Source organism: Thalassotalea sp. PLHSN55 (genome assembly GCF_052030545.1).
GTDB lineage: Bacteria > Pseudomonadota > Gammaproteobacteria > Enterobacterales > Alteromonadaceae > CANMXU01.
The window spans coordinates 52777-79534 of record NZ_JBPDIH010000011.1 but is presented as its reverse complement, the minus strand read 5'-3'; the positions used below and the strand labels follow the sequence as shown (position 1 = coordinate 79534).

The window sequence follows — 26758 nt, the reverse complement described above, 5'->3', positions numbered from 1 at the left end:
AAGGTAGTTATGAAAATAGTCCCCCGAAGTGCCTTTGGTCAAACTGTACTGCTAATTGGTGTGTTACTGTTAGTCAACCAAGTGGTGTCGTATGTATCAATTGCACTTTATATTATTCAGCCTAGCTCTCATCAAATTAATCAGCTTTTAGCTAAGCAAATACGCGTGGTATTTATTGATCTAAAAGATGCTGAAATGAGCCCGAGAATGGCAGAAGCTTTCCACCGCGAAACAGATATAGGGGTTTATCGTGAACGTGATGCGATGGCACTTGGCTTACAAGATGCGATTTACTTTCCGTTTCGCTCGGCAGAAATGTCGCAGCTACTCGATGGCCCTGCTGAAGTACGTATCTCCCCAGGTGATGAATATCTTTTTTGGATCCGAGCTCCGCAAGCACCGCACTTGTGGGTCAAAATTCCATTGTCTGGTTTAGAAGAAGCAAATTTTTCTCCCTTACTTATTGTCTTAGTTATCTTAGGTGTACTTAGCGTTATGGGTGGCTGGGTTTTTGTACGGCAACTTAACCGGCCGCTTAAAGCCTTACAAGTCGCCGCAGAAGAAGTGGCAATTGGACATTTTCCCAAACCGTTAAAAGAGCAAGGCACCACTGAAATTGTTTCGGTAACACAAGCATTTAACCATATGTCTAAGGGCATTAAGCAACTAGAAGCAGACCGAAACTTATTGATGGCGGGTATTTCGCATGATTTGCGTACGCCGTTAACACGCATTCGACTGTCGACAGAAATGATGTCACAAGAAGATGAATTTCTTAAAGAAGGTATCGATAACGATATCGATGATATGAACAATATTATTGATCAATTTATCGATTACATTCGCCATGATAATAACGACAGTACCGAATTAATGAATATTAACGATTTACTGCATGATGTTGTACAAGCTGAATCGATTAATGACAGAGAAATTATTTTTAACCCCGGACCATGCCCCAACGTGCCAATACGCTACGTTGCTTTAAAACGTGCCGTGGTGAATTTAATGCAAAATGCTTTTCGTTATTCAGCCGATGCTATCGAAGTGAGCTCAGGATTAAGTGACGATAAACAACAGGTTTTCTTTATTGTGGCAGACCGAGGGCCTGGTATTCCTGAAGATGAAATTGAACACTTATTTGAACCTTTTTCTCAAGGCGATAAAGCACGCGGTGGTGTTGGCAGCGGTTTAGGGCTGGCGATAATTAAACGTATTGTCGATTTGCACGGTGGCGAGGTTATCTTGTCAAATCGCACTGAAGGTGGCTTACAAGCGAAAGTGTATTTACCGATTCTAAGCTAACGCTTTGAATGTTTTCACGCGTGTAAACATGTTCATCGATACCAAATAACAAACATAAAAAAACCAGCGACTCGCTGGTTTTTTAATGCTGGTATTTTTTATGTTGTTAAATACTTATCGCTTATCGCTTATCGCTTATCGCTTATCGCTTATCGCTTATCGCTTATGCGCTTTTAGCTTGGTCTAATACAATTGGACCTGCTGCAACTAACGACTTACCGTTGTCAGTATCGGTGAACTTCTCAAAGTTATTGATAAAGCGACCTGCTAAGTTTTCCGCTTTTTCTTGCCATTGTGAAGCTTGCGGGTAGGTTTGACGCGGATCTAAAATACCGTCTTCTACACCTTCAACATGGGTTGGGATCGCTAAGTTAAACATAGGTAAAATTTCAGTGTCGGCATGGTCAATTGAACCATCTAAAATCGCATCGATAATCGCGCGAGTTGCTTTAATTGAAATACGTTTACCTGTGCCGTTCCAACCTGTGTTAACTAAGTAGGCTTCAGCACCAACAGCTTGCATACGTTGACGCAAAACTTCAGCATATTGTGTTGGATGCAAACTTAAGAATGCTGCGCCAAAACAACTTGAAAACGTAGGTGTTGGCTCGGTAATACCACGTTCAGTACCGGCAAGCTTCGCGGTGAAGCCTGATAAGAAATAGTATTCAGTTTGCTCTGGCGTTAATTTCGCAACCGGTGGTAATACCCCAAAAGCATCAGCCGTTAAAAAGATAACCTTTTTAGCGTGACCGGCACGAGATACCGGTTTTACGATATTGTCGATATGGTGAATTGGGTACGAAACACGGGTATTTTCTGTTTTTGAATTATCATCAAAATCAATCGTGCCATCGCTAGCCACGGTAACATTTTCTAATAATGCATCGCGGCGGATCGCTTCATAAATGTCAGGCTCGTTTTCTTTGCTTAGGTTAATGGTTTTAGCGTAACAACCACCTTCAAAGTTAAATACACCATTGTCATCCCAACCGTGCTCGTCATCACCAATTAATTGGCGTTTAGGATCGGTTGAAAGTGTTGTTTTACCTGTGCCTGATAAACCAAAAAATACTGCAACTTCGCCATCTTTACAGACGTTCGCACTACAGTGCATTGACGCGATGCCTTTTAAAGGTAATAGGTAGTTCATCATTGAGAACATACCTTTTTTCATTTCGCCGCCGTACCAAGTACCGCCAATTAACTGCATTTTTTCAGTTAAGTTAAAGGCAACAAAATTCTCTGAATTCAAACCTTGTTCTTGCCATTGTGGATTAGTGGTTTTGGCACCATTCATCACAACGAAATCAGGTTCGTAATCTTTTAACTCTTCATCCGAAGGGCGAATGAACATGTTTTTAACAAAATGTGCTTGCCATGCAACTTCGGTGATAAAGCGCACTTTCAAACGAGTATCGTCATTTGCGCCACAGTAGGTATCAACGACAAATAAACGTTTACCTGACAACTGAGTCGTTACTAAACCTTTAAGATGGTCCCAAGTTTCTGGTTCCATTGGTTTGTTATCGTTTTTACCTTGATCTGACCACCAAACCGTATCGCGGGTAATATCGTCGCGAACGATGTATTTATCTTTTGGTGAACGACCGGTAAAAATACCAGTATCGACTGATACCGCGCCGAGTTCAGTTACGACACCTTTGTCATAACCTGTTAAACCTGCTTTAGTTTCTTCTTCAAAAAGTAACTCATAAGAAGGGTTATACACAACCTCTTCTACGTCGTTGATCCCGTATACAGATAAATCGATCGAGTTTTCCAAAGCGGTCATAGCGTCTATTCTCCAAAGTTATGACAATATTCATGTAAAGTTAAGTGTTGATGCTTCCTGTTAAGGCGCCAATTCTAGGCGATCAGCGTTTAAAACAAAAGCAAAATATAACGATATATGAAAGTTTTCATTATAACTTACATGAATATCTTATTTTTAATGATAGTGTAAAAATAATTATAACGAAATTTCAGTTAATGAGAATTGGGTTATATATGTAAATAGAACGCTAATCTATATGTTAACTGTTTGATTTAACGTGGGATTGCTTGGGTGTTGATTGGATGGTTTTTGAATGTCTGAAAGATAAGATGTAAATAACCAAGAACACATTTATTCTTGGTTATTATTTTCGGCAAACTAACTCATCGAATTAGGTGCGGGTTTAGTGCTTTAATTCGTTAGTAAAAACTGCGAGTTCTTGCTCGCCAAAAGCGTAGGTCGTTAAGCAATAATCGCAGGTCATGCTGACTGAGCCTTGCTCAGCAAGAATGCTCTTAATTTCGCTTGGCTCTATTTGAGAGATAGCTTGTAAACATTTTTCTGTTGAACAGCTGCACTGATAAGTAACGTTTTGCGGATCAAAAATTCGTACTTCTTCTTGATTATACAAACGATAAAGCAGGGTTTGCGCATCTAAGGTAAAAATTTCTTCTGCTTTTATGGTGTCTGTTAGTTGGCATAAGTGTTCAAAGTCGTTTAGTTGCTGCTCTTTGTCTTCACTATCTGGCAATAACTGAATCAATGCACCGGCAACAAGTTGTTGCTCTGTATCATTAAATAACCAAATCTTTGTTGGGATTTGCTCTGACACTTCAAAGTAGTGGGCCAAGCATCCAGCGAGCGTGTCTTTTTCTAACGCCACAATACCTTGGTAAGGTTCGCCTTTAGTTGGGCGTATGGTGATCACCATATTACCTTTGCCGATTAGATTTTGTAGACCGGCTTCAGTGGTTTCTTGGCTAAGACGAGCAATACCACGCATCACTTGTTGGTCGTTGCCATTAACCGACATATAACTTACTGGACCATCACCTTGCAATTGCACGGTAATTTCACCTTCAAATTTTATTGTTGCGGTTAACAAACAGGTTGCGGCTAATAACTCACCTAACAGTGATTGCACACCTGCTGGGTAGTTATGTTTTGCGATAATAGCTTGGTAGCTATCTTGTAATTGCACTAATTCGCCACGGGCATGTAGATTGTCGAATAAGTATCGATTTAATACGTCGGTTTGAGCGTTCACTTGCTAAATCCTTTCTTTAAATTCCCGTAATTTACGGCGTTGTTTTTTGTCTGGTTTACTGTCGCTTGCCGGGCTGAGTAAAATACCTTGTTTGCGAGCTATGGCATTTTTTTCTCGGCTAGCGATGCTATCTTTTGTTTCTTCATACAAGGTTTGCGCAAAAGTTGCGTCTCTGCGCTTGTCCGCTAAGGCAATTACCTTAACTTCTTTTTCTTCATAACCTTGGCGTATCTTTATCGTATCGCCAATGGCAACATTTTTACCTGATTTAGTACGTTGGCCGTTATAAAACACTTTGCCGCCGTCAATCATTTGTTTGGCAATGGCGCGAGTTTTATAAAACCGTGCCGCCCAAAGCCATTTATCAAGACGAGTTGAACTATTTTCAGTCATCTATATCTTATGTCCTAAGTTTGTAACTTTTGCCTGATATTATTTTGCGCGCAAATTACCATACAGCTGCTATTTTCGCCACTCCAACAGCGAAAAAAGGAAATTTTTAATAAAAAACAGTTAGGAGCTTGTTGGTAAGCCCATGGTCAAGTATTATCGATGAAGACTTTCTATGATGTATGATAAATATTAGTAATATAAATATGCAATTGCCAGTTAATGCCGTGTCATTTTCAGACACTATCGCCAAACTACCGCAGCAAAAAATCGCCAAAGCTATCACCGTATTGTTGATGGCTTATATTGCTTATTTATTAGCGCAAATTACTTGGCTAGCTTTATCGCCAACGCAAGTGCCTTCTAATATTGTAACGAATGTCAGCAATAACAAGGGTGAATCTAGTTTTCAAAGTGAAAAATTAAGTATCCAAAAGTTGCAGTCGTTACATTTATTTGGCAAGTACAATGAAAAGCCAGTTGAGCAAACAGTAGAAGAAGTTAAAGATGCGCCAGAAACAAAATTAAATTTAACGCTCTCGGCAACGGTAGCCAGTGACGACAGTGCTACTTCGGCAGCTGTTATTGAAAATGGTGGCAAACAAGAAACTTACGGCATTGGTGATAAAATTAGCAATACGCGAGCAACGCTTGAACAAGTATTAACGGATCGCGTTATTATCAAGCAGTCAGGTCGTTTAGAAACCTTAATGCTTGACGGTTTTGAATATGGCGCACAAGCGGCGAGTTCTAAACCCAAAGTCACCGCGCCCAAAGTTAGCGCACCGAGAAAAATAAGTGCTCAGCATTTATCGTCGCCAAACGTTGTAGACCAACGTCAAAATAAGCAGATAAGTGCTCAAGCGAGTAGCTTGAAAAAAGATTTATTAAACAACCCAGGTAAGATAACCGATTACTTAAAAATTTCACCAAAACGTAAAGACGGTAAAATTTTTGGTTATCAATTACGACCCGGAAAATCACCTGACTTTTTTAATGCCGCAGGGTTAAAACTTGGTGATGTTGCTATTCAAATGAATGGTTTTGACTTAAGTGAACCAAGCGAAGCTGCACAAGCACTGCAAGCTTTAAGAAAAGAAAAAGAAGTATCATTACAAGTTTCTCGTAATGATGAAATCACTGAAATACTTTTTAGTATCGATAATTAGAAGAACGCAATACTTATGAAAATATTCTCCTTAGTGAAACCAACGGCTATTAAAAATACGTTACTAGCTTTAGTGGCTGCGTTAACGATAAATAGCATGGCAATTACTGCTGTTCAAGCAGCAAACTATTCTCCTAATTTCAAAAATACTGAAATCACTGAATTTGTAAATATTGTCGGTAAAAACCTGCAAAAAACCATGATTGTTGACCCGAACGTGCGCGGTAAAATTAACGTTCGTAGTTACGATTTATTAACTGAAGCGCAGTATTATCAATTTTTCTTAAACGTACTTGAAGTGTACGGTTTTGCAGCGGTTGAAATGGATAATAATATTATCAAAATTATCCGTAACAAAGATGCTAAAACCTCGTCTATTCCAGTTGTTGGTAACGAAAACCCAGGCATTGGTGATGAAATGGTCACCCGAGTGGTTGAAGTTAAAAATGTTACTGTGCGTGAATTAGTGCCATTACTGCGTCAATTATCAGACCAAGCGGGTTCTGGCAACGTGGTGAACTACGATCCAGCTAACGTTATTATGCTTACCGGTACGGCCTCGGTGGTAAATCGTTTAATTAAAATTATAGAACGGGTTGACCGCGCAGGTGACCAAGCGGTGCAAATTATTCCATTAAAGTATGCCTCTGCAGCTGAAATGGTACGTATTATTGAAGCCATGAATAAAACCAGTGGTGGAAAAACAGCGGGTACCCCGACATTTTTAATTCCTAAAATTGTTGCAGATGAGCGTACCAATAGCGTTATTGTTAGTGGTGAAGTCCAAGCAAGGGAACGTGTTGCGGCCTTAGTTGCCCGTTTAGACAGCGAACTAGAAACCAATGGTAATACCCGTGTTTATTATTTGAAATATTCTAAAGCAGAAGATTTAGTTAAAGTATTGCAAGGGGTCAGTGAGTCAATTGCCGCAGAAACCGAATCAACAAAATCTACCAGTTCAAAAAGTCAAAAGCGTAAAATTAGTATAGAAGCGCACGCAGATACCAATACTATTGTGATCACCGCGCAGCCAGATATGTTGCGTTCTTTAGAGGCGGTGATCCGCCAACTTGATATTCGCCGTGCGCAAGTATTAGTGGAAGCCATTATTGTTGAAGTATTTGAGTCAGACGGCATGAGTTTAGGTGTACAGTGGTACAGCGAGCAAGGTGGTTTTACTCAGTTTACTAATGGTCCCGCATCAATCGGTAGTGTTGCAGCAGGTGTTGAAGCGGCATTGCCAACACCAGGTGAGCCAGGTTCAACAATTATCGATGAAAATGGTAATACTACGATTAACCCAGATGGCAACGATATTCAAGGTGACTATTCGCTGCTTGCGCAAGTATTGGGTAATGTTAGCGGCATGATGTTTGGTATTATGAAAGACGATTGGGGCGCAATTGTGCAAGCGGTTAACGCTGATACCAATTCAAATATTCTTTCAACACCAAGTGTAACTACGTTAGATAACGAAGAAGCCTATTTTATTGTGGGTCAAGAAATTCCAATTTTAACTGGCTCTACGGCAAGTGGTAACAACAATAACCCATTCCAAACGGTAGAACGTCAAGAAGTTGGTGTTAAGCTACGCGTTACGCCACAAGTGAACGAAGGTAGTGGCGTACAATTAACTATTGAACAAGAAGTTTCGTCAGTCAGTGGTGCAACGGGTGTTGATATTTCGATTAACAAACGTGAAATTAAAACCACTGTGCTTGCCGACAGCGGCGCGACTGTGATTTTAGGTGGTTTAGTTGATGAAGACGTACAAGAAAGTGAACAAAAAGTACCGCTTTTAGGCGATATTCCAATTATCGGTCACTTATTTAAGTCAACCACTAACTCAGTGCGTAAACGTAATTTAATGGTATTTTTACGTCCAACCATTATTCGTGATGGCGCCTTAATGAGTGAAATGACGAAGTCTAAGTACAACTATATTCGTGCCAAAGAGCTGTTAAAACGCGAGCAAGGTTTAGAGTTGTTAGACGATGAAAAATTACCATTATTACCATCATGGAATGACGACCTTAAATTACCACCATCGTTCGAGAAGTACATGGACGATAAAGATTTAAATGTTGAAACACCTGCTGATAGTGCCGCTGGTGAGCAAGAAGAACGCTAATCATGAGTGATATTGAGCATAGTTTGGCGATTGAAAGTTCAGCCATTGAAGACAGTGAGCAAGCCCAAGTAACACCACAGTTAATGTTGCCATTTGGTTTTGCTAAACGCCACAGTGTATTCATTAGTCAGCAAGCATCTGGCTATGTGTTACATTGCCGTGCTGACGTATCGCCAGAAATTATTTCCGAAGTGCGCCGCATGGTTCGTCAGCCGTTCACTTTTGATATTTTAAGCCCAGAAGCGTTTGAACAAACCTTAACGATTGGTTATCAGCAAGATTCTTCAGAAGCTAAACAAATGATGGAAAACATCGGTAATGAAGTGGACTTATATTCCCTTGCCGATGAAATGACAGAAACCGAAGACTTGCTTGAAAATGAAGATGATGCGCCGATCATTAAGCTGATCAATGCAATGTTAAGCGAAGCGATTAAAGACCAAGCGTCAGATATTCATATCGAAACGTTTGAACAAGCCTTGCAAATACGTTTTCGCGTTGATGGTGTTTTACGTGAAGTACTTAAACCTAACCGTAAGTTGGCATCGCTGCTGGTATCGCGTATTAAGGTTATGGCAAAACTTGATATTGCTGAAAAACGTATTCCGCAAGATGGCCGTATTTCATTAAAAATTGCCGGTCGTGCGGTTGATGTTCGTGTTTCAACTATGCCTACCGGACATGGCGAACGTGTGGTATTGCGTTTGCTTGATAAAAACTCAGCACGCTTAGATTTACAAGATTTAGGTATGACGGAAAACAATCGTCATATTTTTTCAGATCTTATCGAAAAGCCACACGGCATTATTTTGGTGACCGGACCAACAGGTTCAGGTAAAAGTACCACACTTTATGCGGGCCTTTCTCAAATTGACTCCAGAGAGCGCAACGTATTAACCGTAGAAGATCCAATCGAGTATGCAATAGAAGGCATAGGCCAAACCCAAGTAAATACCAAAGTTGACATGACCTTTGCTCGTGGTTTACGCGCAATTTTACGACAAGATCCCGATGTGGTCATGGTGGGTGAAATTCGAGATTTAGAAACGGCGCAAATTTCAGTGCAAGCGAGTTTAACCGGTCACTTAGTATTATCGACCCTACATACTAATACGGCTTCTGGTGCCATTACTCGTATGGAAGATATGGGCGTTGAACCGTTTTTACTTTCGTCAAGCTTACTCGGTGTACTCGCACAACGATTAGTGCGTACCTTATGTCCGCATTGTCGTGAAGAGCATTTGCCTGACGAAGAAGAAATGCATTTATTAGCCTTGCCTGCCAATAATAAAGCACCGATTTATCGCGCTATTGGCTGTAGCGAGTGTAATTTTAAAGGTTACAAGGGACGAACCGGTATTCATGAATTATTAGTGGTTGACGACAAAGTACGTGAGCTTATTCATAACGGTAAAGGTGAGCAAGCAATTGAAAAGCTTGTGCGTAAAACCACACCAAGCATTCGTCGCGATGGTTTTGATAAAGTCATGTTAGGCATTACCACTTTGGAAGAAGTGCTACGTGTTACCCGTGAAGATTAACGGGGCAGACTAATGGCAGCATTTGATTATCAAGCGGTAGATAACCGCGGCAAAACCAAAAAAGGCGTCATCGAGGGTGATACGCCACGCCATGTTCGCAGCTTACTGCGCGAACAAGGCTTAATGCCGATTGAAGTAACCGAAAGCTTAAAAAAGCATAAACAATCAAAAGGTACCTCAGCATTTGGCACACGTAAAAAAGTATCTGCTGCAGAGCTTGCTTTATTAACGCGTCAATTAGCCACCTTGGTTGAGTCGGGACTACCACTTGAAGAGTCGTTATTAGCGGTTGCCGAGCAGTGTGATAAAAACTCATTAACAAGTATGGTCATGGCGGTTCGAACAAAAGTGACCGAAGGCTATGGTTTAGCTGAAAGCATGGCAGAATATCCACAAATTTTTAGCCACTTATATCGCTCTATGGTGGCGGCAGGTGAAAAATCTGGTCATCTTGAGAAAGTGCTGAACCGTTTGGCAGATTACACCGAGCAGCGCCAACAAATGCGTTCACAATTGATACAAGCCTTGGTTTATCCAATCATCATGACGGTAGTTGCCGTTGGTGTTATCGCAATTTTATTAACTGCGGTAGTGCCTAAAATTGTCGGTCAGTTTGAACATATGGGGCAAAACCTGCCTGGTACGACTCAGTTTTTAATTGCCAGTAGCGACTTTTTGCGCGCTTACGGCTTGGTTATTTTATTGCTGATAATCGCCTGTGGTTTTATTTTTGGTCAGTTAATGAAAAAGCCCAGTTTTAAATTAAAGTTTCATCAACGGCTATTACACTTACCCGGTATTGGTAAAGTCGCTCGTGGTATTAATACTGCGCGGTTTGCCCGAACGTTGAGTATTTTAACCGCCAGTGCTGTGCCTTTATTAGAAAGCATGCGCATTTCCGGTGAAGTATTAGAAAATTTATACATTAAAAAAAGAGTCGCAGAAGCTGGTGATAAAGTGCGTGAAGGTTCAAGTTTGCGTTTATCGCTAGAGCAAACCAAGCTCTTTCCACCTATGATGCTGCATATGATCGCCAGTGGTGAAAAATCAGGGCAATTAGAGCATATGTTAGGACGTGCAGCCGACAACCAAGATCGTGAATTTGAAGCCTTGGTGGCGATATCACTTAAAGCATTTGAACCTGCACTTATGGTGTCGATGGCATGTGTGGTACTCTTTATCGTTATGGCAATATTACAACCAATATTGCAACTTAATACCCTAGTGGGTGGTTAAGCATTTAAGTTTATCTTCTGATAAAAATTTTACGTAGTAGGAACGCAAATATGAAAAAATTAACAGTTAAATCGCAACAAGGTTTCACCTTATTAGAAGTTATGGTTGTTATCGTAATTTTAGGTATTTTAGCCAGCATGGTGGTACCAAACTTAATGGGTAGCCAAGAGAAAGCCAATATGCAAAAAGCGGTACAAGATATTACTGCATTGGAAAATTCAGTGAGCATGTACAAGCTTGATAACTACAATTACCCAACAACAGAGCAAGGGTTAGAAGCTTTAGTTGAAGAAACAGACATTGAGCCGTTACCACGTCGCTTCCAAGAAGGTGGTTACGTAAAACGTTTACCTAACGATCCGTGGGGCAACGAGTATCAGTTATTAAACCCAGGCGAAAACGGTAAATATGACTTGTTTTCAATGGGTCCTGATGGCGAGCCGGGCACTGATGACGACATCGGTAACTGGAACTTAGGTGACTACCAATAAGCCTATTAGGTGATTTGGTTAATGTGTTATGAAATCAGCCCAGCAAACTTCTGCGATCAAAAATGGTTTAGTTAAGCGAAATTTATCGGGATTTACGCTGATTGAAGTCATGCTGGTGATTGTGTTAATTGGTTTAATGGCAAGTGCTATTCAATTTAACCTTAATACTAATGAACCAGATAAAGTGTTAGAAAAAACCAGTGCCCGCTTTGCGGGCATTTTTGACATTGCGGCAGAATATTCCATGCTCAACAATGTTGAAATTGGCGTTGTGGTTGATAAAAACAGTTATCGATTTTTAGGTTACGATGGCACTGGCTGGAGCGAAATTCCTGAGCAGCCGATTCTTACCGAAGTTACCTTGCCTGAAGGCGTAATTGCTGAAGTTGAATTGGAAGACTTACCCATTGACGAGCCGTTATTATTTGATGCCAAAACCTTCAATTCAGAAGATGATGAAGAGTTTTTATCTTATGACAATGATGAAGATGACGACGACAATAACGAAGACAAAAATAGCGAAGATAAGAAGAAAAAGAAAATTGTCCCGCAGGTATACATTCTTTCCGGCGGCGATATTACCCCGTTTAGCATTACTTTTAGTTTTGAAGATGACAGCTTAATTGAGCAAGACTTGGCTTATCGTGTTACGGGTGTCTATTCAACACCATTAATCATAGAAGGACCGACCTTAGATGATTAGGTTTTTCGCAGCAAGAGCAAAAACTAAAGGCTTTACCTTGTTAGAAGTGCTGCTGGCGATGGCGGTATTTTCAATTGCAGGCATAGCACTGTTAAGCGCAGCACAAAATAATTTTACCAGTTTGAATCATTTAGAAAATCGCATGCTTGCTAATTGGGTTGCTTCTAACCAATTAGTGGAAGTGACGCTTGATAGTACTTGGCCACCAAAAAACAATAAAAAAGGTAAAGTAGAATTAGCTGGGCGAGACTGGTACTGGCAACAAAAAGTATTAAAAACTACCGATAAAACTATGCGCTCGGTTGAAATTGAAGTGCGTTTAGATGAAAAAGCCGAAAAACCGATTTCGTCGTTAACCACCTATATTGCACAGGCCACACCTTAGTCATGGCTTTTAAATCGTACCAAAGCCGCCAGCAAGGTTTTACTTTTATTGAAGTCTTACTTGCGATTGCTATTTTTTCTGTGGTGAGTCTGGCAGGGATCACCATTTTAGACTCAGTGATCAAAGGTGATGAAAAATCAAAAATGAAAACCGAGCGACTCAATGAGTTGCAACGTGCATTTTTAATTATTGAACGAGATTTTATTCAAATCGCCCGTCGCCGAATTCGTTTAAATGGTGAAGAAGCGCTAGACGGTTTTATTCATACCGACGACGACAGTTTTTCAACTAGCACGCAAGCAATAGGCTTTGTTCGCAGTGGTTGGTCAAACCCCGGTTTAATGCTGCCGCGCAGTGATATGCAGTCGGTTGGTTATCAAATTAACGACAATGTCTTAGAGCGGGTGCACTTTAACTTTGTTGATGCAGTTGTTGGCGAGGAGCCAAAAGTTAGACCGTTAATTACCTTGGTCGATAATATTAGCTTTGAATTTCATGATGGTGAAGACTGGCGTGATAAATTAGCAGGCAATACCCTACCATTTGCGATTGCGATGGAAATTGAAACCCAAGATTTTGGCATTATTCGCCGCCAATTTTTAGTGGCGGGTGATCCTGCAAAAGGGTCTAATTAATGCGCCCTTTGTATAAAAAACCGCAACAAGGTGTTGCCCTAATTACGGTGTTACTGATTGTGGCATTAGCGTCGATATTAGCGACACAAATGACCTCACGTTTGCAATTGCAAATGCAGCGCACTGCCAATATCGATTTTAACCAGCAAGCCTATTGGTATGCGATGAGCGCCGAAGCCTTTACCAAAAGGGTGTTGCTGCAAACCTTTAAAGATGATCCTGATGTTAATCATTTAGGGCAAATTTGGGCGCAAGGCGAAACCAGTTTTCCGGTTGCTTTTGGACAAATAACCGGTGAAATTACTGACGCACAATCGTGTTTTAATTTAAATGCGCTGCGTGCCAATGGCGCAGGTTCAGGAAACGGATCTGGCATAGGAAATGGGGTAAATTCAGACAATGGCACCGATTCAGAGAATGACACAAGCTCAGGAAGTGGCAATAGTTCTGGCGCGGGCAATGGCACAGGGGCGGGCGCCAAAGTATCTGCCAAACCTGAAGATGTCTTAGAGCGTTTAATTGTTTTACTTGAAGTTGAAGGTGTCAGCTCATTTGAAGCAGAAAGCATGGTTGATGCTTTAATAGACTGGTTAGATCAAGATAGCAGTATTAATAGTGTTGGCGGCGCGGAAGATAACGATTACGCTGCAAAAGAATTTCCATATTTAGCTGCTAATAACATGCTTGCTAGTGTCAATGAATTACGTGTGATTGAACATTTCACCGTACCAGTGATTAATGCATTAAAGGATTATGTCTGTGTTTTGCCTGACAACAGTCTAAATAAAATTAATATCAATACCATAGATTCAGAAAATGCGTTGTTACTTGCCGCAATTTTAGATAAGAATCAAGATGATGCTGAGCAAATTTTGTCAGCAAGGCCTGAGGAAGGTTATGAAAATATTAACGATTTTTTCGCAAGCTCAGAGATGAAAGACTTAGCGTCGAATCAAAATATACAAGCCTTATTTACTGTTGCCAGTGAGTATTTCTCACTAAAAGCAACAACCAGTTTTAATAATAGCTTTTTTACGTTAAATTCGTTGATGCAAGTCTCGGATAAAGGTAAAAAAATTACCGTAATTAGTCGTAGCGTAGGACGTTTTTAATGAGTGAAACTTTATTTATTCGCTTAGGAAGTAAAGCCGAAGATAAAATTCATTGGCTGATTTGGTCGGCTGCTGCAAAAGAAATTATCGCCAGTGGTGAATTAGCCAGTGCTGATGAATTAAGTGAGTTGACCGAAAAATCACAATCGCGCACCACCACGGTATTTGTGCCAGGATGCGATGTTGCCTTAAAGTCGCTGACCGTGCCGGGCAATTCAAGTCGCGCGATTCGCTTAGCCGCACCTTACATGCTTGAAGACGATTTAGCGCAAGATGTCGATGAATTGTTTTTTGCCTATCACAACTTAGCGAAAAACGACGCCGGTGAAAATTGCTTTGTCGCTGGTGTTGCTTATCATCAGTTAGAGCAATGGCAAGCGTGGCTTGCACAAGCGAATATATTTTGTCGCACTATGTTGCCTGACGTTTTGGCAATGCCAGTAGCAGCAGAAGGCTACAATGCGATTGGTTTAGGTGAGCAAGTTATTGTTCGACAAGGGCAGTGGCAAGGACAAACAATCGACAACAATGCTTGGTCGATTATTGCCACACAATGGCAGCGTGATCATGACGATTTAACCATTAACAATTATTCACCTTTGCCGGAAGTTGAAGATGGAATACTTGCGTTAAATGAACAAGCGCCAGAGTTACCTATGGCGCTATTAGCAAAACATGCCAGTGAGCAGAGTTTTAACTTACTTCAGGGTGAATTTCAGGTTAAAAAAGCACATTCGGCAACGTTATCTACCTGGCTATGGGTGGCAGGCATTGCGGTGTTTGCACTGTGTTTGCAAGTGGCGATCAAAGGCGGTCAGTTGTGGCAACTTAATAATCAACAAGCTGCAGTTGAACAGCAAATTATCGAAACCTATAAAAAAGCTTTTCCTACGACTAAACGGGTACGGGTGAATACTATTAAGCCTATCGTCAGGCAAAAGCTAGGCGATATTATGCAAAGTTCAGGTGGTGATAACTTTGTTTCCTTACTGTTAAAAGTAGAGCCTGCCTTTGCCAAAGTACCAGAGCTTCGTCCACAAACATTAAAGTTTGACAGCAAACGTAATGAAATTCGTATTCAAGCGCTAGGGCAAGATTACCAAAGTTTTGAACGTTTTAAAGTCGAACTAGAAAATGCCAAACTAGATGTTAGCCAAGGTTCACAAAGTAACCAAGGTGATAAAGTTTCTGGTTCATTCAGTATTAAGGGTTAATTGTGAAAGAAAAATGGCAACAACTTAATAAACGAGAGCAAACACTTACCGCTGCAATGGCTGTTTTTGTCTTGATTTTTCTTGCCTATAACTTAGTGTGGCAGCCGATTAATAGTGGTATTGAAAAAACCAGCAAAAAACTGGCAAGCCAACAAGAGTTATTGGGTTGGGTTAAGGAAAAAACGGCGCTTATTGCAGCTAACAGTAATAACCAAACTGCGACTAAAAGCAGCGGCAGTTTATCAAGCATTATTAATCGAACAGCACGTCGTCATAACATTTTAATTACCCGTATCCAGCCGCAAGGTGACGATATTCAAGTATGGATTGATCAGGTTGTGTTTAGTCGTTTTTTAAATTGGTTAGATCAGCTTGCGATAGCAGAAGGTTTGTCGGTTAAATCTATTGATTTAAGTAACACCGATGAAGCGGGTATTGTTAAAGTTCGTCGTTTACAACTAGGAAAGAATTAATGAAAAAGTGGTTTGCTTACGGAGCAATTTTTCTTTTATTTTACACCGTATTTGTACTGGCAACTATGCCTGCAAGTTTTGTGCTGTCAAAAGTGACCTTACCTAAAGATGTTACCGTTCAAGGTGTTTCTGGCACTATTTGGCAAATATACGCTGAGCAAGTCACCTATCAACAAACACAGCTACAAAAGGTCAATATTACACCCAGCTTTTGGTCGTTATTGAGTCTAAATCCTAAACTTTCGATTACGTTTGGCGATGCGATGTTACCGGGTCCAGAAGGGCAGCTAACGGTCAGTAATTTATTGGCTGATATTCATGCCACCGATATTGATATTACCGTAGCCGCCAATATGATTGCCGAACAATTACCACAAATGGTGCCACTTACCGCGCATAATTATGTGCAATTACAAATGAGTGAATACCAGATGGGGAAACCTGTTTGCCAAGCAGCACAGGGCAAAGTGACTTGGCAAAAGGCGAGCGTAACAGCACTTGAAGAAACGGTGAAACTGGGTGCGTTATCAGCGAAGTTGAGTTGTGACAATGGCGCGTTAGTGGCTGATGTTGAGCCTAACAATAATTTAGGTTTGTCGTTTTCAGCATATGTACGCGGGCCAAATAAGGTGTCTGGCAATGGCTATTTAACGCCGGGTGATAAGTTTCCAGAGCAAGTTAAGCCGTTATTAACTTTTATTGGCAAGGCCGACAATCAAGGGCGTTATCGCTTAAATTTTTAACGATGTAAATTACCCTGATAAGTAGCTTATTGGTTGAGATAAGCTACTTGATTTTCTCTTCTTTTGTTGCCTTTTATTCCTAGCTGTCACTTTCTACTGTTAAACAGCTTAAATCCCACTTAAATTTTAGCCTAAAAAATTCTGGAAGTCGGCTAATTAAGCGCTTTAATGATCTCTCGATAGTCGGTTACCGCTTTATAGCCCTTGAGCTTTGAAGCGCACAGTTGCGCTTGTTGTGAATCTGGGTTCGCCACCGCCAATAGGTGTTCAATGCCGAATTTTTTTGCGCTATCCAAAATATTAATGCTGTCATCAACAAACAGTGTCTTATCGTTATCAAAATTAAGATCCGCTTGTAATTGTTGCCATAACGATTGCGACTCTTTGGTGACGCCGTACTTATGGGTAGAGATCAGTAGGTCGATATGCTGGTCTAACGCGGTTTTTTCAACTTTTAATGACAAACTGTCAGGATGAGCATTTGTCACCAGCACCACTTCTTTTCCGGCAGCTTTAAGCGCGTCAAGAAAAGGCAAGGTATCAGGGCGCAGTGAGATTTTTTCCTCAATTTCTCTTTTTAAAGCGACAATGGGCAAATTTAATTGTTCGGTCCAATAATCTAGACAGTACCAGTCAATGGTGCCGGCAACTTTCTCATAGTGGCCTAGCAGCTCTTTTTTCGCCTCTGCAATGCTAATATTTGCTAATTCACTATAGCGTTGTGGTAAATGACATAGCCAAAAATAGTTGTCAAAATGCAAATCAAGTAATGTTCCGTCCATATCTAGCAAAACAGTTGAAATTTTTGACCAATCAAACATAGTGAATTCCGGCATTTAGATTTATGATAAGAGTATGTAAAATAAAATTTTACCCGTAGCTGAAATTATAGCGCTTAACTATTGCAAGCAACATTGCTTAAAGAGAAGTATAGAAAAATATGTCACGTAATAAAGAGCTTCCCATAATTAATCATCGCGAAAAAGTTGCGCAAAGCCGTTTATTTTCAATTGAGCAGCTCGATCTCACCTTTAGCAATGGTCAACAGCGCCAGTATGAGCGCATTCCAGGGGCAGGTCGAGGTGCGGTATTAATCGTGCCAATGCTTGATAATGACACCATGTTGTTGGTGCGTGAATACTGTGCTGGCACCCATAGCTACGAATTAGGTTTTCCCAAGGGCTTAATTGATCCGGGCGAAAGTCCAGAGCAGGCGGCCAACCGTGAATTAAAAGAAGAAATTGGTTATGGTAGTTCGGCACTGACTTTTATACATCAAGTAGCGATGGCGCCAGCTTTTTTCTCGGCAAGCATGGAAATCTTTTTAGCCGAATCACTTTATGAACAGCAACTTGAAGGTGACGAACCTGAAGAGCTTGAAGTTGTACCTTGGAAACTCTCCGAATATAAAAAACTATTAGCTCAACCTGACTTTAATGAAGCCCGCAGCATTGCGGCATTAATGTTAATACGCGAGCATTTAAGAGAAGTATTATGACAGATGAAAAGCTACTAGCGGTTGCCATAGAAAGCGCAAAAAAAGCGGGCGATGAAGTTATGCGTTTTTATAAAAACGGTAACTTCACCAAAGAAATGAAGGAAGATGACAGCCCAGTGACTAGCGCAGATATTGCCGCCAATGACTTGCTCATGGATAGGTTGCAAACCTTAACGCCAGATATCCCTATTATTTCGGAAGAGGTGGGCGCACAAGCTTTAGCGAACAGAAAAAACTGGCAACGATATTGGTTACTCGATCCGATTGACGGCACAGGTGAATTTATTCTTGGTAGTGGTGACTTTGCGGTGAATATCGCGCTAGTTGAAAATGGTTGGCCAAGTATTGGTGTTATCCATGCGCCGGATCATCGCCTAACGTATTATGCCCAAAATAATCTAGGTTCATTTAAAGAAAATGACCAAAGCAGTATTAAAATTCAAGTGGCCGACTACAACCACGATCGCCCGGTAAAAGTTGCCATTAGCCGCCGGCAAAAATTGGCACTAATGGGGCAATATCTAAACAACGAGTTTGATTATGAATACGTCGCACTTGGCAGTTGTTCACTGAAAAATTGCTTAATCGCTGAAGGCGGTGCTGATTGTTATTTACGCATTGGTCCAACAGGTGAATGGGATACTGGCGCAAGCCATTGCATTATTGAACAAGCTGGCGGCAGCATTATCGATAGCGAGTTTAATCCGTTAAGCTACAATCAAAGAGAAAGCTTAATGAACCCAGATTTTATGACCTTAGGTTCAGCAAAATTTCCGTGGCAAAACATTATTAAACCTCACGTCGCTCGCCGATAATATCAGCCGCTTTAATGTGGCTCTGAGTGATGTGGCGACAAGGTATTATTCCTGCTGATATTGATCCGCAGGAATAATATTAACCGTTTCGTAAAGCTCAGAATAAACTAATATTGCGCTGCCTTGTTTTAACTGCGCTTTAACATCGGCAATTTTTTCTATCATCTCGATATCTTCACAGCCATAATCGGTACCTTCCCTTAATACAAACTCTTTAATAATTGCTTCAAGCACCTCGCTTGTTAGGCTTTCAACGGGAATGATCATACTACTGCTCGCTTAATAATTTGCTAAAAAAATCGGGTACCCGCTGCTCTAACCAATAAATGGGTTTAAACGGATTATTGCCGGCAATAAAGCCGACATGGCCACCATGGTGGCTTACTTCAAATTGCACATATTGAGAAAGCTTGATGTTAGCGACAACTTGCTCGTGGTTAAGAAATGGATCATCGGCAGCATGCACAATTAAGCAAGGTTGGGCAATGTTAGCTAATACCTTTTTACCGCTTGCTTGTTGATAATAATCTTCAGCACTGGCAAAGCCGTTTATCGGTGCAGTGACTAAATGATCAAATTCCCAAATGGTGTTAATGCTTGCCAGTTGATGCGGGCAAATGTCGGTAATGAGTTTGGCGTTGATTTTTTGTTTGGCGTTATTGCGTAGCATGTCGACCAAATACTTTTGATAAACTCGAGAAAAGCCTCGATTAATGCGCCGACTGCAACTCGCTAAATCAAGAGGGGCACAGATTATTGCCGCGCCAAAATATGGATTTTTTGGATGTTTAGCTAAGTATTGGCTTAATACATTACCGCCTAATGAAAAACCGATAATCATCAGTGGCGCTTTGGGATATTTAGCCGCCAATTGTTGGCTAAAATAGGCAATATCGCGGGTGTCGCCACTATGGTAGGACTGAGCTTTTTTATTAGGCTGTTCACCGCAGCCGCGAAAATGCATTAATACGCCAATCCAGCCTCTTGCTTTAATGGCGGTTAACATGCCTTTAGCGTAATGGCTGTCTTTTGAACCTTCCAAACCATGTAAGATGACCACAATCGGACGCTGATTGTCAGCATTAGGTATTTCCGTCCAGGCAAGTTCAAGAAAATCATCGTCGGGCAGATTTAATAGGCGATGTTGGGTATCGCACCTAAAGTGTCGACGAAAAAATTTGGCTGAAATAGTTTGCAGGTGCTTATTTCTAAGCCACCAAGCAACTTTAAACTGACTCGGTTGGATCATGCCTGTAGGGTTAAATAAACTTCGGCTTGCCAGTTTATCTTAATCCTGAGCAAAAGCCTACGTACAAAATCACGCAGGCATAATTTACTAATGAAGTAATGATTAACGCGGTAGACTATTTATTTTGGTCGATGTTTCGTAAAAAATACCAAACATAAAAAGCACAAATACCAAGAACAATAGCCAAACCTGTAAATGAAATCAGCACGACTGGATCGTTAAGAAAAAGTTCTAATAAGTTCATAATTAATACCTCCAATGTTCATTTACTTAGAGTAAATTATATTGGTGGTAGAAATGCTGATTTGGATCAAATTAACCTTTTATTTATTGTGGGTATTTTGCTTTTTCATTGGCTAGTCTTGCTTTTAGCTCGGCACGTTCAATTATTTTATTGTGCAACTGTTCAGCTTCAAGACGGCCAACTTCAATGTCGCGAATATCGAGTTGATGTTCATCCATATCGCGACTTTTAACCGCGTCAGCATAGCCATTGTTGGCGGCGATAATATTCCAGATGTACGACATTTTTGTGCTTTTCTCGACACCTTCACCGTTGAAATACATTAGTGCTAAATTAAATTGTGCCAAGGCATAATTTTGTTCAGCAGCTTTTCTATACCAACGAGAGGCCAGTAAATTATTCTTTTTTGTACCTTCTCCGTTGTAATACATCACCCCTAAATTAAATTGCGCGCGAGCTAGCTCTTTTTCAGCGGCTTTTTCCATTAAGGCAAACGCCGTTTTTAAATCTTTTTTGGTCACCTCACCTTCGCTATACATATTCGCTAAGGCAAACAAAGCATCAGGGTAATTTTGCGTTGCTGATAATGAAAATAGTTCAAAGGCTTTTTGAGGCGATTTTTTTACGCCCCAACCATTTAGGTACATTAAGCCAACTTGAAATTGTGCCGGTGAATAACCTTCTTCAACTAACGGTTGAAATTGCGCCATGGCATCTTTAAATTCACCGCGGTTGAGTTCATAAATACCAAGTTCAAGATCTGCTGCGCTAACGATACTGGTAAAGCTAGATAAAAATAGGCCAGTTAATAGGTAACATTTTAACATTCGTTTTCTCAATTACAAAGAGCAAGTTATAGTGTTAAGTGTAGCATGTACAAACTAAATATTACCCTTGCTAGGGTAATTTTTTATCAGCAAAAACGTAACAAATCCTGAAAGAACAGTTGAGAAAATGATGGCATAAACCATTTGTGTTAGTTAAATTGGTTAACACGTTTATTCGATTGAAAAAATACGGTTTTACGGTGAGCGACTGATCATGAAACTGATACTAGGTAAGATGATAGGTGATAAGTGAAAGGACTTTTAACCCGGGTAGGGGTAATTCTGGCCTCTGCAATTAGCTGTTTTTCATTTGCAGACCAAGCACAACAAGCAAAGATGGCTAATACTGCATCGACGGTGACTTTTGCGGTTATTGGCGATATGCCGTATTCAAAGGATGAAGAAAAACTATTAACTGCGCCTAATGGCAAAATTTATCAGCAGCTTAACTATTTACAGCCTAGCGTGCTAATTCACCTTGGTGACATAAAGTCGGGTGGCAAGTCGTGCACTGATAAGCGTTTATTTGAACGACTTGCTTTATTGCTAAGCTTGTATCCTAACCAGTTAGTTTATACCCCAGGCGATAATGAGTGGACAGATTGCGATCGCGGCTACTTGTCGACGCGCTTTGATGAGCTAGAGCGCTTAGCGTTTCTTCGGCAGCACTTTTTTGCACAGCAAGGGCTTGAAATGGTTAGCGATTTATCTGGCTTAACACGGCAAAAGGGCATGCCTGAAAATGTGCGTTGGCAAATTGATAACCTTGTTTTTACTACCTTGCATGTTGCAGGCACTAGCAATGGCCGAAAAAAAATAGAAAAAAGCAACGTTGAACAAGCACTAAACGCGGCCGATAAACGCGATTTGGCTAACGAGCAGTGGTTAGCAAAAGCCTTTGCTCAAGCAAACAACGCACAAGGGCTAGTGATTGCTTTTCAAGCAGATATTTATAAAAACCAACCTAGTTCATTGCTTCCAGCATGTAGCGCCAGGAAACGGAAAAATTGCGATCCTTACAAAAGTATTCGCAGCCAAATTGCTCGTTTAGCAAAAACATATGATAAACCTGTGCTTGTTGCGCATGGCGATACCCATGAAATTTGTTTTGGCCTATTAGAAAAGGATGTGCGTAATTTATGGCGCTTAAATGCACTTGGCGATAAAAGTACACCAGATGCGGCAAACATAAGATTCGATGCTTCAAATAAAGACATGCCGTTTCAGGTAACCACACTACTTACAAATAAAACACTGCCTAAAACGTGTTATTAGAGCGTGTTGATCTTTGTGGTATGAATTTAGTCCAATTTAAACGCTTTCTGATCGCGGCACTAACTTGAAGGCATAGTGGTTCTACGTCTAAAGTTAGTAATAAAGAGCAGGAAGCGTTTAAATGGATCCTTCGGACAGCGTTTGTTTGCCATTTCTACTGCGTTGCCCCACATGGATGTGGGGTAAGGTGACTTTGCAGGAGCATAAAGTCTTTATCACTCATTTATGTAGAATAACTACACGACAATCGCTCTGTCTTGTATAAATGGCAAACAATTCGCTGCAAAAACAAACACCAAAGGTCAACACGCTCTAGTTTTTGGCAAGTAGTAGATTTTAAAATTACATAGATTGGCAATATTGTGGCGCAATCATACAAAATTTGTCATAACTTGATACGACTTTTATTGGGAAAAACGGTGAATTTTCTGTATAGTGCGCCGCTAAAATAAATCCAATCATATTAAAGGGCACATTTATGTCGGTTACAGGTAACTTATTTATTCTTTCTGCGCCAAGTGGTGCTGGTAAGTCGAGCTTAATTTCTGCCCTTTTAGAAAATGCCAAACAAGACTCTGCACGTCCAATGCAAGTGTCGGTTTCTCATACAACTCGTGCGCCGCGTCCAGGTGAAGTTAACGGACAAGCCTACCATTTTGTTTCGGTTGATGAGTTTAAACAAAGCATCGACAATAAAGAGTTTTATGAATATGCCGAAGTTTTTGGTAATTATTACGGCACCTCTGAAGCTGCAATCGACGCTCAGTTAGAGCAAGGTATTGACGTATTTTTAGATATTGATTGGCAAGGCGCACAACAAGTACGACTTAAAAAGCCGCAAGTTACCACCATTTTCATTAGCCCACCGTCAAAAGCTGAATTAGAAAAACGTTTGCGCGGCCGTGGTCAAGACAGTGAAGAAGTGATTGCCGATCGCATGCAACAAGCTAAGTCTGAATGTTCACACTATCAAGAGTTTGACTACATTATTGTTAACGATGATTTTGAACAAGCGTTAAATGACTTAACCATCATCGTTAAGAACCAACGTTTAAAATGTAGCCAACAAGCGAAATTGCATAACGCTATGTTTGAGCAATTATTACAAGAAGATTAACCAAAGGCCCATTATTTCAAGCCTTTGTTATTATTAATCGGTCCACGTGCTTGCTTATTAACCTAGGTATAAGTAAAATGCTGGGCTATTTTATGAATTTTGATGTTGGAGTGACCAAATGGCTCGCGTAACTGTTGAAGATGCCGTTGATAAAATCGGTAATCGTTTTGACTTGGTGTTAGTAGCATCTCGTCGTGCTCGTCAAATTGCAACGGGCGGTAAAGATCCTTTGGTTGAGTTAGAAAATGACAAGCCAACTGTATTAGCCTTACGAGAAATCGAAGAAGGTTTAATTACTACTGAAGTAATGAATGACACAGATCGTCATGAACAAGTTCAGCAAGAGTCAGCAGAACTTGCTGCTGTAGCTGCTATTGTTGGCGGTCAATCTGAATAAGACCTTCTTATTTAGAAGCCTAATTAACGCGTAATTTCACTAATTAGTGATTACGCGTTTTTTTATCGTTACAAAAACCAAAAATAAACGTATTCTAACTGTTAAAGCAGTGACGTTTTCTTAGCATTAAACCTGTTTGGGGAGTTTAGGTGTACCTTTTTGAACCGCTTAAGGCCTTTGTATCTACTTACTTGTCAAAAGTACAAGTAGATTTATTAAAACAAGCGTATATCGTTGCACGTGATGCCCACGAAGGCCAAATGCGCTCGAGTGGCGACCCATACATTACTCACCCTGTTGCTGTTGCCTTAAATTTGGCAAAAATGCACTTAGACCATGAAACCTTAATGGCAGCGTTGCTACACGATGTTATTGAAGATACCGAAGTCACTAAAGATGAGCTGGCGGAATTATTTGGTCATACTGTTGCTGAACTTGTTGAAGGGGTCAGTAAACTCGATAAATTAAAGTTTGATAACAAAGAAGAAATGCAAGCGGAAAACTTCCGTAAAATGGTGCTTGCCATGGTGCAAGACATTCGCGTTATCTTAATTAAACTTGCTGATCGTACCCACAACATGCGTACCTTAGAGTCGCTACGTCCGGAAAAGCGCCGACGCATCGCGCGTGAAACACTTGACATTTATGCACCTATTGCTAACCGTTTAGGTATTCACAATATTAAAAATGAATTGGAAGTGCTTGGCTTTGAAGCTATGCATCCAATGCGTTCGCGTGCATTAAAGTCGGCAGTTAAACAGGCGCGTGGCAATCGCAAAGAAATCATTGTTAATATTCAAGAAGAGATTGCAGCACGTCTGAGTGAAAGTGGTATTTCTGCACAAGTAGTGGGGCGTGAAAAACACCTCTATTCCATTTATCGCAAAATGCTTAATAAAGAAAAAATGTTCAACGAAGTGATGGACATTTATGCCTTTAGGGTAATCGTGGATAATGATTTTGGCGATTGTTATCGTGCATTAGGCGCTGTTCATAACTTATTTAAGCCAATTGAAGGGCGATTTAAAGATTATATCGCCATTCCTAAAACCAATGGTTATCAGTCTCTTCATACGTCGTTAATTGGTCCGCATGGTATTCCGGTTGAAATTCAAATTCGCACCAAAGATATGGATCAAATGGCCGACAAAGGCGTTGCGGCACATTGGCTTTATAAACAAGATGGCGACGAAAGCGGCACAACTGCGCAAATGAAAGCGCGTCGCTGGATGCAAAGTTTACTCGAGTTGCAGCAAAGTGCCGGTAGTTCGTTTGAATTTATTGAAAACGTGAAGTCTGATTTATTCCCTGAAGAAATCTATGTCTTTACCCCAGACGGTCGAATTATTGAATTACCGATGGGGGCAACTGCCGTCGATTTTGCCTATGCTGTGCACACTGACGTTGGTAATTCTTGTGTTGGCGTGAAAGTTGACCGTAAACCTTACCCGCTCAGCCAGCCGATTGATTCAGGGCAAACTATCGAAGTTATCACTTCATCTGCGGCAAGACCAAATGCCACTTGGCTTAATTTTGTGGTAACGGCAAAAGCTCGTTTGCAAATTCGCACCTATTTACGTAGCCAAGAGCAAACCGAATCAAAAGCGTTAGGTTTACGCTTATTAAGCCATGCGTTAGGTAAAACCAAGCTAGATGATATTACCCCTGAAAAAGTTGAGCAAGTTGTCAAAGAAAGCGGAAACGAAAACCTTGACGAGTTGTTAGTAAACATCGGCTTAGGTAATGCATTAAGTATTGGTATTGCGCGCCGACTTACCGATGAATTTACTGAAGACAGTGAAATACCGAGTTCACCGAATAAAGCTAAAATGCCAATAAAAGGCACCGAAGGCATGATGGTAAGTTATGGTAAATGTTGTCGTCCTATTCCTGGTGATAGCATTCTTGCTTATTTAAGCCCAGGTAAAGGGTTAATGGTGCATCAATCTGGCTGTCGAAATATTAAAGGTCACGAACAAGGTAGCCTGTTCCCCGTTAAGTGGGACAGCGATATTACTCGTGATTTTGTGGCTAAGTTACGCATTGAAATTATGAATCATCAAGGCGCATTAGCGAGCTTAACCAATGTTATTGCTAAGTGCGGCTCAAATGTGCATTCATTAAACTCAGGCGAAAAAGACTCAGGTGTTTACGCTATCGATATGGAAATAACCTGTCGAGACCGAATCCACTTAGCTGATATTATTAGAAAAATTAAAGTGATGGTTGATGTGCAACGCGTCATTCGTAATAAATAAGTTGCCGATTAAATCATTAAAGAATATTTGGAATTATCACAGTTTTAATTTCAATAATTAATTAAGAGAGTGAATCAATGAAATCAATTATTAGTACAGAAAATGCGCCAAGCGCAATTGGTACCTACAGCCAAGCGGTTAAAGTTAAAAATACCGTTTACCTTTCAGGCCAAATCCCACTAGTGCCTGCAACCATGGAAGTGGTTGAAGGTGGTTTTGCCGAGCAAGCAAATCAAGTATTTAAAAACTTATCTGCGGTATGTGAAGCAGCCGGTGGCGACATTAATGACATGGTTAAAGTGAACATCTTCTTAACGGATTTATCAAACTTTGCCACTGTAAATGACGTTATGAGCCAGTATTTCAGCGAACCGTACCCAGCACGTGCAGCGATCGAAATTTCAAAGTTGCCAAAAGATGTTGCCATTGAAATTGATGGCGTAATGGAATTACCAAACGTAAATTAAACACCTGTTACATGCTTGCCAGTAGTAGTAAATAGTCGAG

Annotated in this window: 28 protein-coding genes; 20 read left to right on the top strand and 8 right to left on the bottom strand. The window is 40.6% G+C overall.

The features are described from left to right. The first annotated feature begins 9 nt into the window (after window positions 1-9). Window positions 10-1305, top strand: a complete 1296-nt coding sequence (gene envZ / locus ACRRSQ_RS18025; protein WP_440877175.1) for a two-component system sensor histidine kinase EnvZ — start codon at window positions 10-12, stop codon at window positions 1303-1305. Window positions 1306-1468: 163 nt separating this feature from the next. On the opposite strand, the gene pckA is transcribed toward envZ, so the two are convergent. From pckA to hslR, 3 genes are all read right to left on the bottom strand, one after another. Continuing rightward, window positions 1469-3100: a phosphoenolpyruvate carboxykinase (ATP) gene (gene pckA / locus ACRRSQ_RS18020; RefSeq protein ID WP_440877174.1), complete on the bottom strand. Its 1632-nt coding sequence runs from the start codon at window positions 3098-3100 to the stop codon at window positions 1469-1471. Window positions 3101-3485: 385 nt separating this feature from the next. After that, window positions 3486-4349: an Hsp33 family molecular chaperone HslO gene (hslO, locus tag ACRRSQ_RS18015; RefSeq protein WP_440877173.1), complete on the bottom strand. Its 864-nt coding sequence runs from the start codon at window positions 4347-4349 to the stop codon at window positions 3486-3488. A 3-nt stretch (window positions 4350-4352) separates the two neighbouring features. Next, on the bottom strand, window positions 4353-4742 hold the full coding sequence (hslR, locus tag ACRRSQ_RS18010; RefSeq protein WP_440877172.1) for a ribosome-associated heat shock protein Hsp15: 390 nt from the start codon (window positions 4740-4742) through the stop codon (window positions 4353-4355). Window positions 4743-4945: 203 nt separating this feature from the next. Between hslR and gspC the strand changes: the two genes are divergently transcribed. The 12 genes from gspC to ACRRSQ_RS17950 are packed head-to-tail and all read left to right on the top strand — an operon-like array spanning window position 4946 to window position 16571. Continuing rightward, window positions 4946-5908, top strand: a complete 963-nt coding sequence (gene gspC / locus ACRRSQ_RS18005; RefSeq protein WP_440877171.1) for a type II secretion system protein GspC — start codon at window positions 4946-4948, stop codon at window positions 5906-5908. A 15-nt stretch (window positions 5909-5923) separates the two neighbouring features. Next, complete coding sequence (gspD, locus tag ACRRSQ_RS18000) at window positions 5924-8038, top strand: type II secretion system secretin GspD (RefSeq protein WP_440877170.1); 2115 nt, start codon at window positions 5924-5926, stop codon at window positions 8036-8038. 2 nt (window positions 8039-8040) lie between these two features. Beyond that, window positions 8041-9579 (top strand): type II secretion system ATPase GspE, encoded by a 1539-nt coding sequence (gene gspE / locus ACRRSQ_RS17995; protein WP_440877169.1) that lies wholly within the window; start codon window positions 8041-8043, stop codon window positions 9577-9579. 12 nt (window positions 9580-9591) lie between these two features. Next, window positions 9592-10815 (top strand): type II secretion system inner membrane protein GspF, encoded by a 1224-nt coding sequence (gspF, locus tag ACRRSQ_RS17990; RefSeq protein WP_440877168.1) that lies wholly within the window; start codon window positions 9592-9594, stop codon window positions 10813-10815. A 50-nt stretch (window positions 10816-10865) separates the two neighbouring features. After that, window positions 10866-11306: a type II secretion system major pseudopilin GspG gene (gene gspG / locus ACRRSQ_RS17985; RefSeq protein ID WP_440877167.1), complete on the top strand. Its 441-nt coding sequence runs from the start codon at window positions 10866-10868 to the stop codon at window positions 11304-11306. 28 nt (window positions 11307-11334) lie between these two features. Continuing rightward, window positions 11335-12009, top strand: a complete 675-nt coding sequence (gene gspH, locus ACRRSQ_RS17980; RefSeq protein ID WP_440877166.1) for a type II secretion system minor pseudopilin GspH — start codon at window positions 11335-11337, stop codon at window positions 12007-12009. Beyond that, the gene (gene gspI / locus ACRRSQ_RS17975; protein WP_440877165.1) at window positions 12002-12394 is read left to right on the top strand and encodes a type II secretion system minor pseudopilin GspI; all 393 of its coding nucleotides are present in this window, start codon (window positions 12002-12004) and stop codon (window positions 12392-12394) included. Before gspH ends, gspI begins: the two co-directional genes overlap by 8 nt. Before the next feature lie 2 nt (window positions 12395-12396). Continuing rightward, entirely contained in the window at window positions 12397-13029 is a 633-nt protein-coding gene (gene gspJ, locus ACRRSQ_RS17970) for a type II secretion system minor pseudopilin GspJ (RefSeq protein ID WP_440877164.1), read from the top strand. Beyond that, window positions 13029-14141, top strand: coding sequence for a type II secretion system minor pseudopilin GspK (gene gspK, locus ACRRSQ_RS17965; protein ID WP_440877163.1), 1113 nt, complete (start codon window positions 13029-13031; stop codon window positions 14139-14141). Before gspJ ends, gspK begins: the two co-directional genes overlap by 1 nt. After that, complete coding sequence (gspL, locus tag ACRRSQ_RS17960) at window positions 14141-15355, top strand: type II secretion system protein GspL (protein WP_440877162.1); 1215 nt, start codon at window positions 14141-14143, stop codon at window positions 15353-15355. Before gspK ends, gspL begins: the two co-directional genes overlap by 1 nt. A 2-nt stretch (window positions 15356-15357) precedes the next feature. Beyond that, the gene (gspM, locus tag ACRRSQ_RS17955) at window positions 15358-15828 is read left to right on the top strand and encodes a type II secretion system protein GspM (protein WP_440877161.1); all 471 of its coding nucleotides are present in this window, start codon (window positions 15358-15360) and stop codon (window positions 15826-15828) included. After that, complete coding sequence (locus ACRRSQ_RS17950; RefSeq protein WP_440877160.1) at window positions 15828-16571, top strand: type II secretion system protein N; 744 nt, start codon at window positions 15828-15830, stop codon at window positions 16569-16571. The genes gspM and ACRRSQ_RS17950 overlap by 1 nt, the downstream gene beginning before the upstream one ends. Window positions 16572-16723: 152 nt before the next feature. Here the strand turns inward: ACRRSQ_RS17950 and yrfG are convergent, their stop codons facing one another. Next, window positions 16724-17392 (bottom strand): GMP/IMP nucleotidase, encoded by a 669-nt coding sequence (gene yrfG, locus ACRRSQ_RS17945; RefSeq protein ID WP_440877159.1) that lies wholly within the window; start codon window positions 17390-17392, stop codon window positions 16724-16726. A gap of 119 nt (window positions 17393-17511) precedes the next feature. On the opposite strand from yrfG, the gene nudE reads away from it, so the two are divergent. Beyond that, window positions 17512-18069 (top strand): ADP compounds hydrolase NudE, encoded by a 558-nt coding sequence (nudE, locus tag ACRRSQ_RS17940; RefSeq protein WP_440877158.1) that lies wholly within the window; start codon window positions 17512-17514, stop codon window positions 18067-18069. Next, a complete protein-coding gene (cysQ, locus tag ACRRSQ_RS17935; protein WP_440877157.1) occupies window positions 18066-18884 on the top strand; it encodes a 3'(2'),5'-bisphosphate nucleotidase CysQ in 819 nt (272 codons plus the stop codon). The genes nudE and cysQ overlap by 4 nt, the downstream gene beginning before the upstream one ends. Window positions 18885-18929: 45 nt before the next feature. Here the strand turns inward: cysQ and ACRRSQ_RS17930 are convergent, their stop codons facing one another. The 4 genes from ACRRSQ_RS17930 to ACRRSQ_RS17915 form a co-directional block, all read right to left on the bottom strand. Continuing rightward, window positions 18930-19151, bottom strand: a complete 222-nt coding sequence (locus ACRRSQ_RS17930; RefSeq protein WP_440877156.1) for a YheU family protein — start codon at window positions 19149-19151, stop codon at window positions 18930-18932. Window position 19152: 1 nt separating this feature from the next. Further along, window positions 19153-20133 carry a hydrolase gene (locus ACRRSQ_RS17925; protein ID WP_440877155.1) on the bottom strand — a complete coding sequence of 327 codons (981 nt, stop codon included), beginning with the start codon at window positions 20131-20133 and terminating at the stop codon, window positions 19153-19155. Window positions 20134-20248: 115 nt separating this feature from the next. Then, window positions 20249-20377: a DUF3149 domain-containing protein gene (locus ACRRSQ_RS17920; RefSeq protein WP_440877154.1), complete on the bottom strand. Its 129-nt coding sequence runs from the start codon at window positions 20375-20377 to the stop codon at window positions 20249-20251. Between the two features lie 83 nt (window positions 20378-20460). After that, window positions 20461-21204: a tetratricopeptide repeat protein gene (locus tag ACRRSQ_RS17915; protein ID WP_440877153.1), complete on the bottom strand. Its 744-nt coding sequence runs from the start codon at window positions 21202-21204 to the stop codon at window positions 20461-20463. A gap of 249 nt (window positions 21205-21453) precedes the next feature. Here ACRRSQ_RS17915 and ACRRSQ_RS17910 point away from each other — a divergent pair, with 249 nt between their 5' ends. The 5 genes from ACRRSQ_RS17910 (at window position 21454) to ACRRSQ_RS17890 (ending at window position 26718) form a co-directional block, all read left to right on the top strand. Then, complete coding sequence (locus ACRRSQ_RS17910) at window positions 21454-22479, top strand: hypothetical protein (protein ID WP_440877152.1); 1026 nt, start codon at window positions 21454-21456, stop codon at window positions 22477-22479. A gap of 478 nt (window positions 22480-22957) precedes the next feature. Further along, window positions 22958-23596: a guanylate kinase gene (gene gmk, locus ACRRSQ_RS17905; protein WP_440877151.1), complete on the top strand. Its 639-nt coding sequence runs from the start codon at window positions 22958-22960 to the stop codon at window positions 23594-23596. A 118-nt stretch (window positions 23597-23714) separates the two neighbouring features. Continuing rightward, window positions 23715-23993, top strand: coding sequence for a DNA-directed RNA polymerase subunit omega (rpoZ, locus tag ACRRSQ_RS17900; RefSeq protein ID WP_440877150.1), 279 nt, complete (start codon window positions 23715-23717; stop codon window positions 23991-23993). A 149-nt stretch (window positions 23994-24142) separates the two neighbouring features. Then, window positions 24143-26251, top strand: coding sequence for a bifunctional GTP diphosphokinase/guanosine-3',5'-bis pyrophosphate 3'-pyrophosphohydrolase (gene spoT / locus ACRRSQ_RS17895; RefSeq protein WP_440877149.1), 2109 nt, complete (start codon window positions 24143-24145; stop codon window positions 26249-26251). 77 nt (window positions 26252-26328) lie between these two features. Further along, window positions 26329-26718, top strand: a complete 390-nt coding sequence (locus ACRRSQ_RS17890) for a RidA family protein (protein ID WP_440877148.1) — start codon at window positions 26329-26331, stop codon at window positions 26716-26718. Window positions 26719-26758 lie beyond the last annotated feature (40 nt).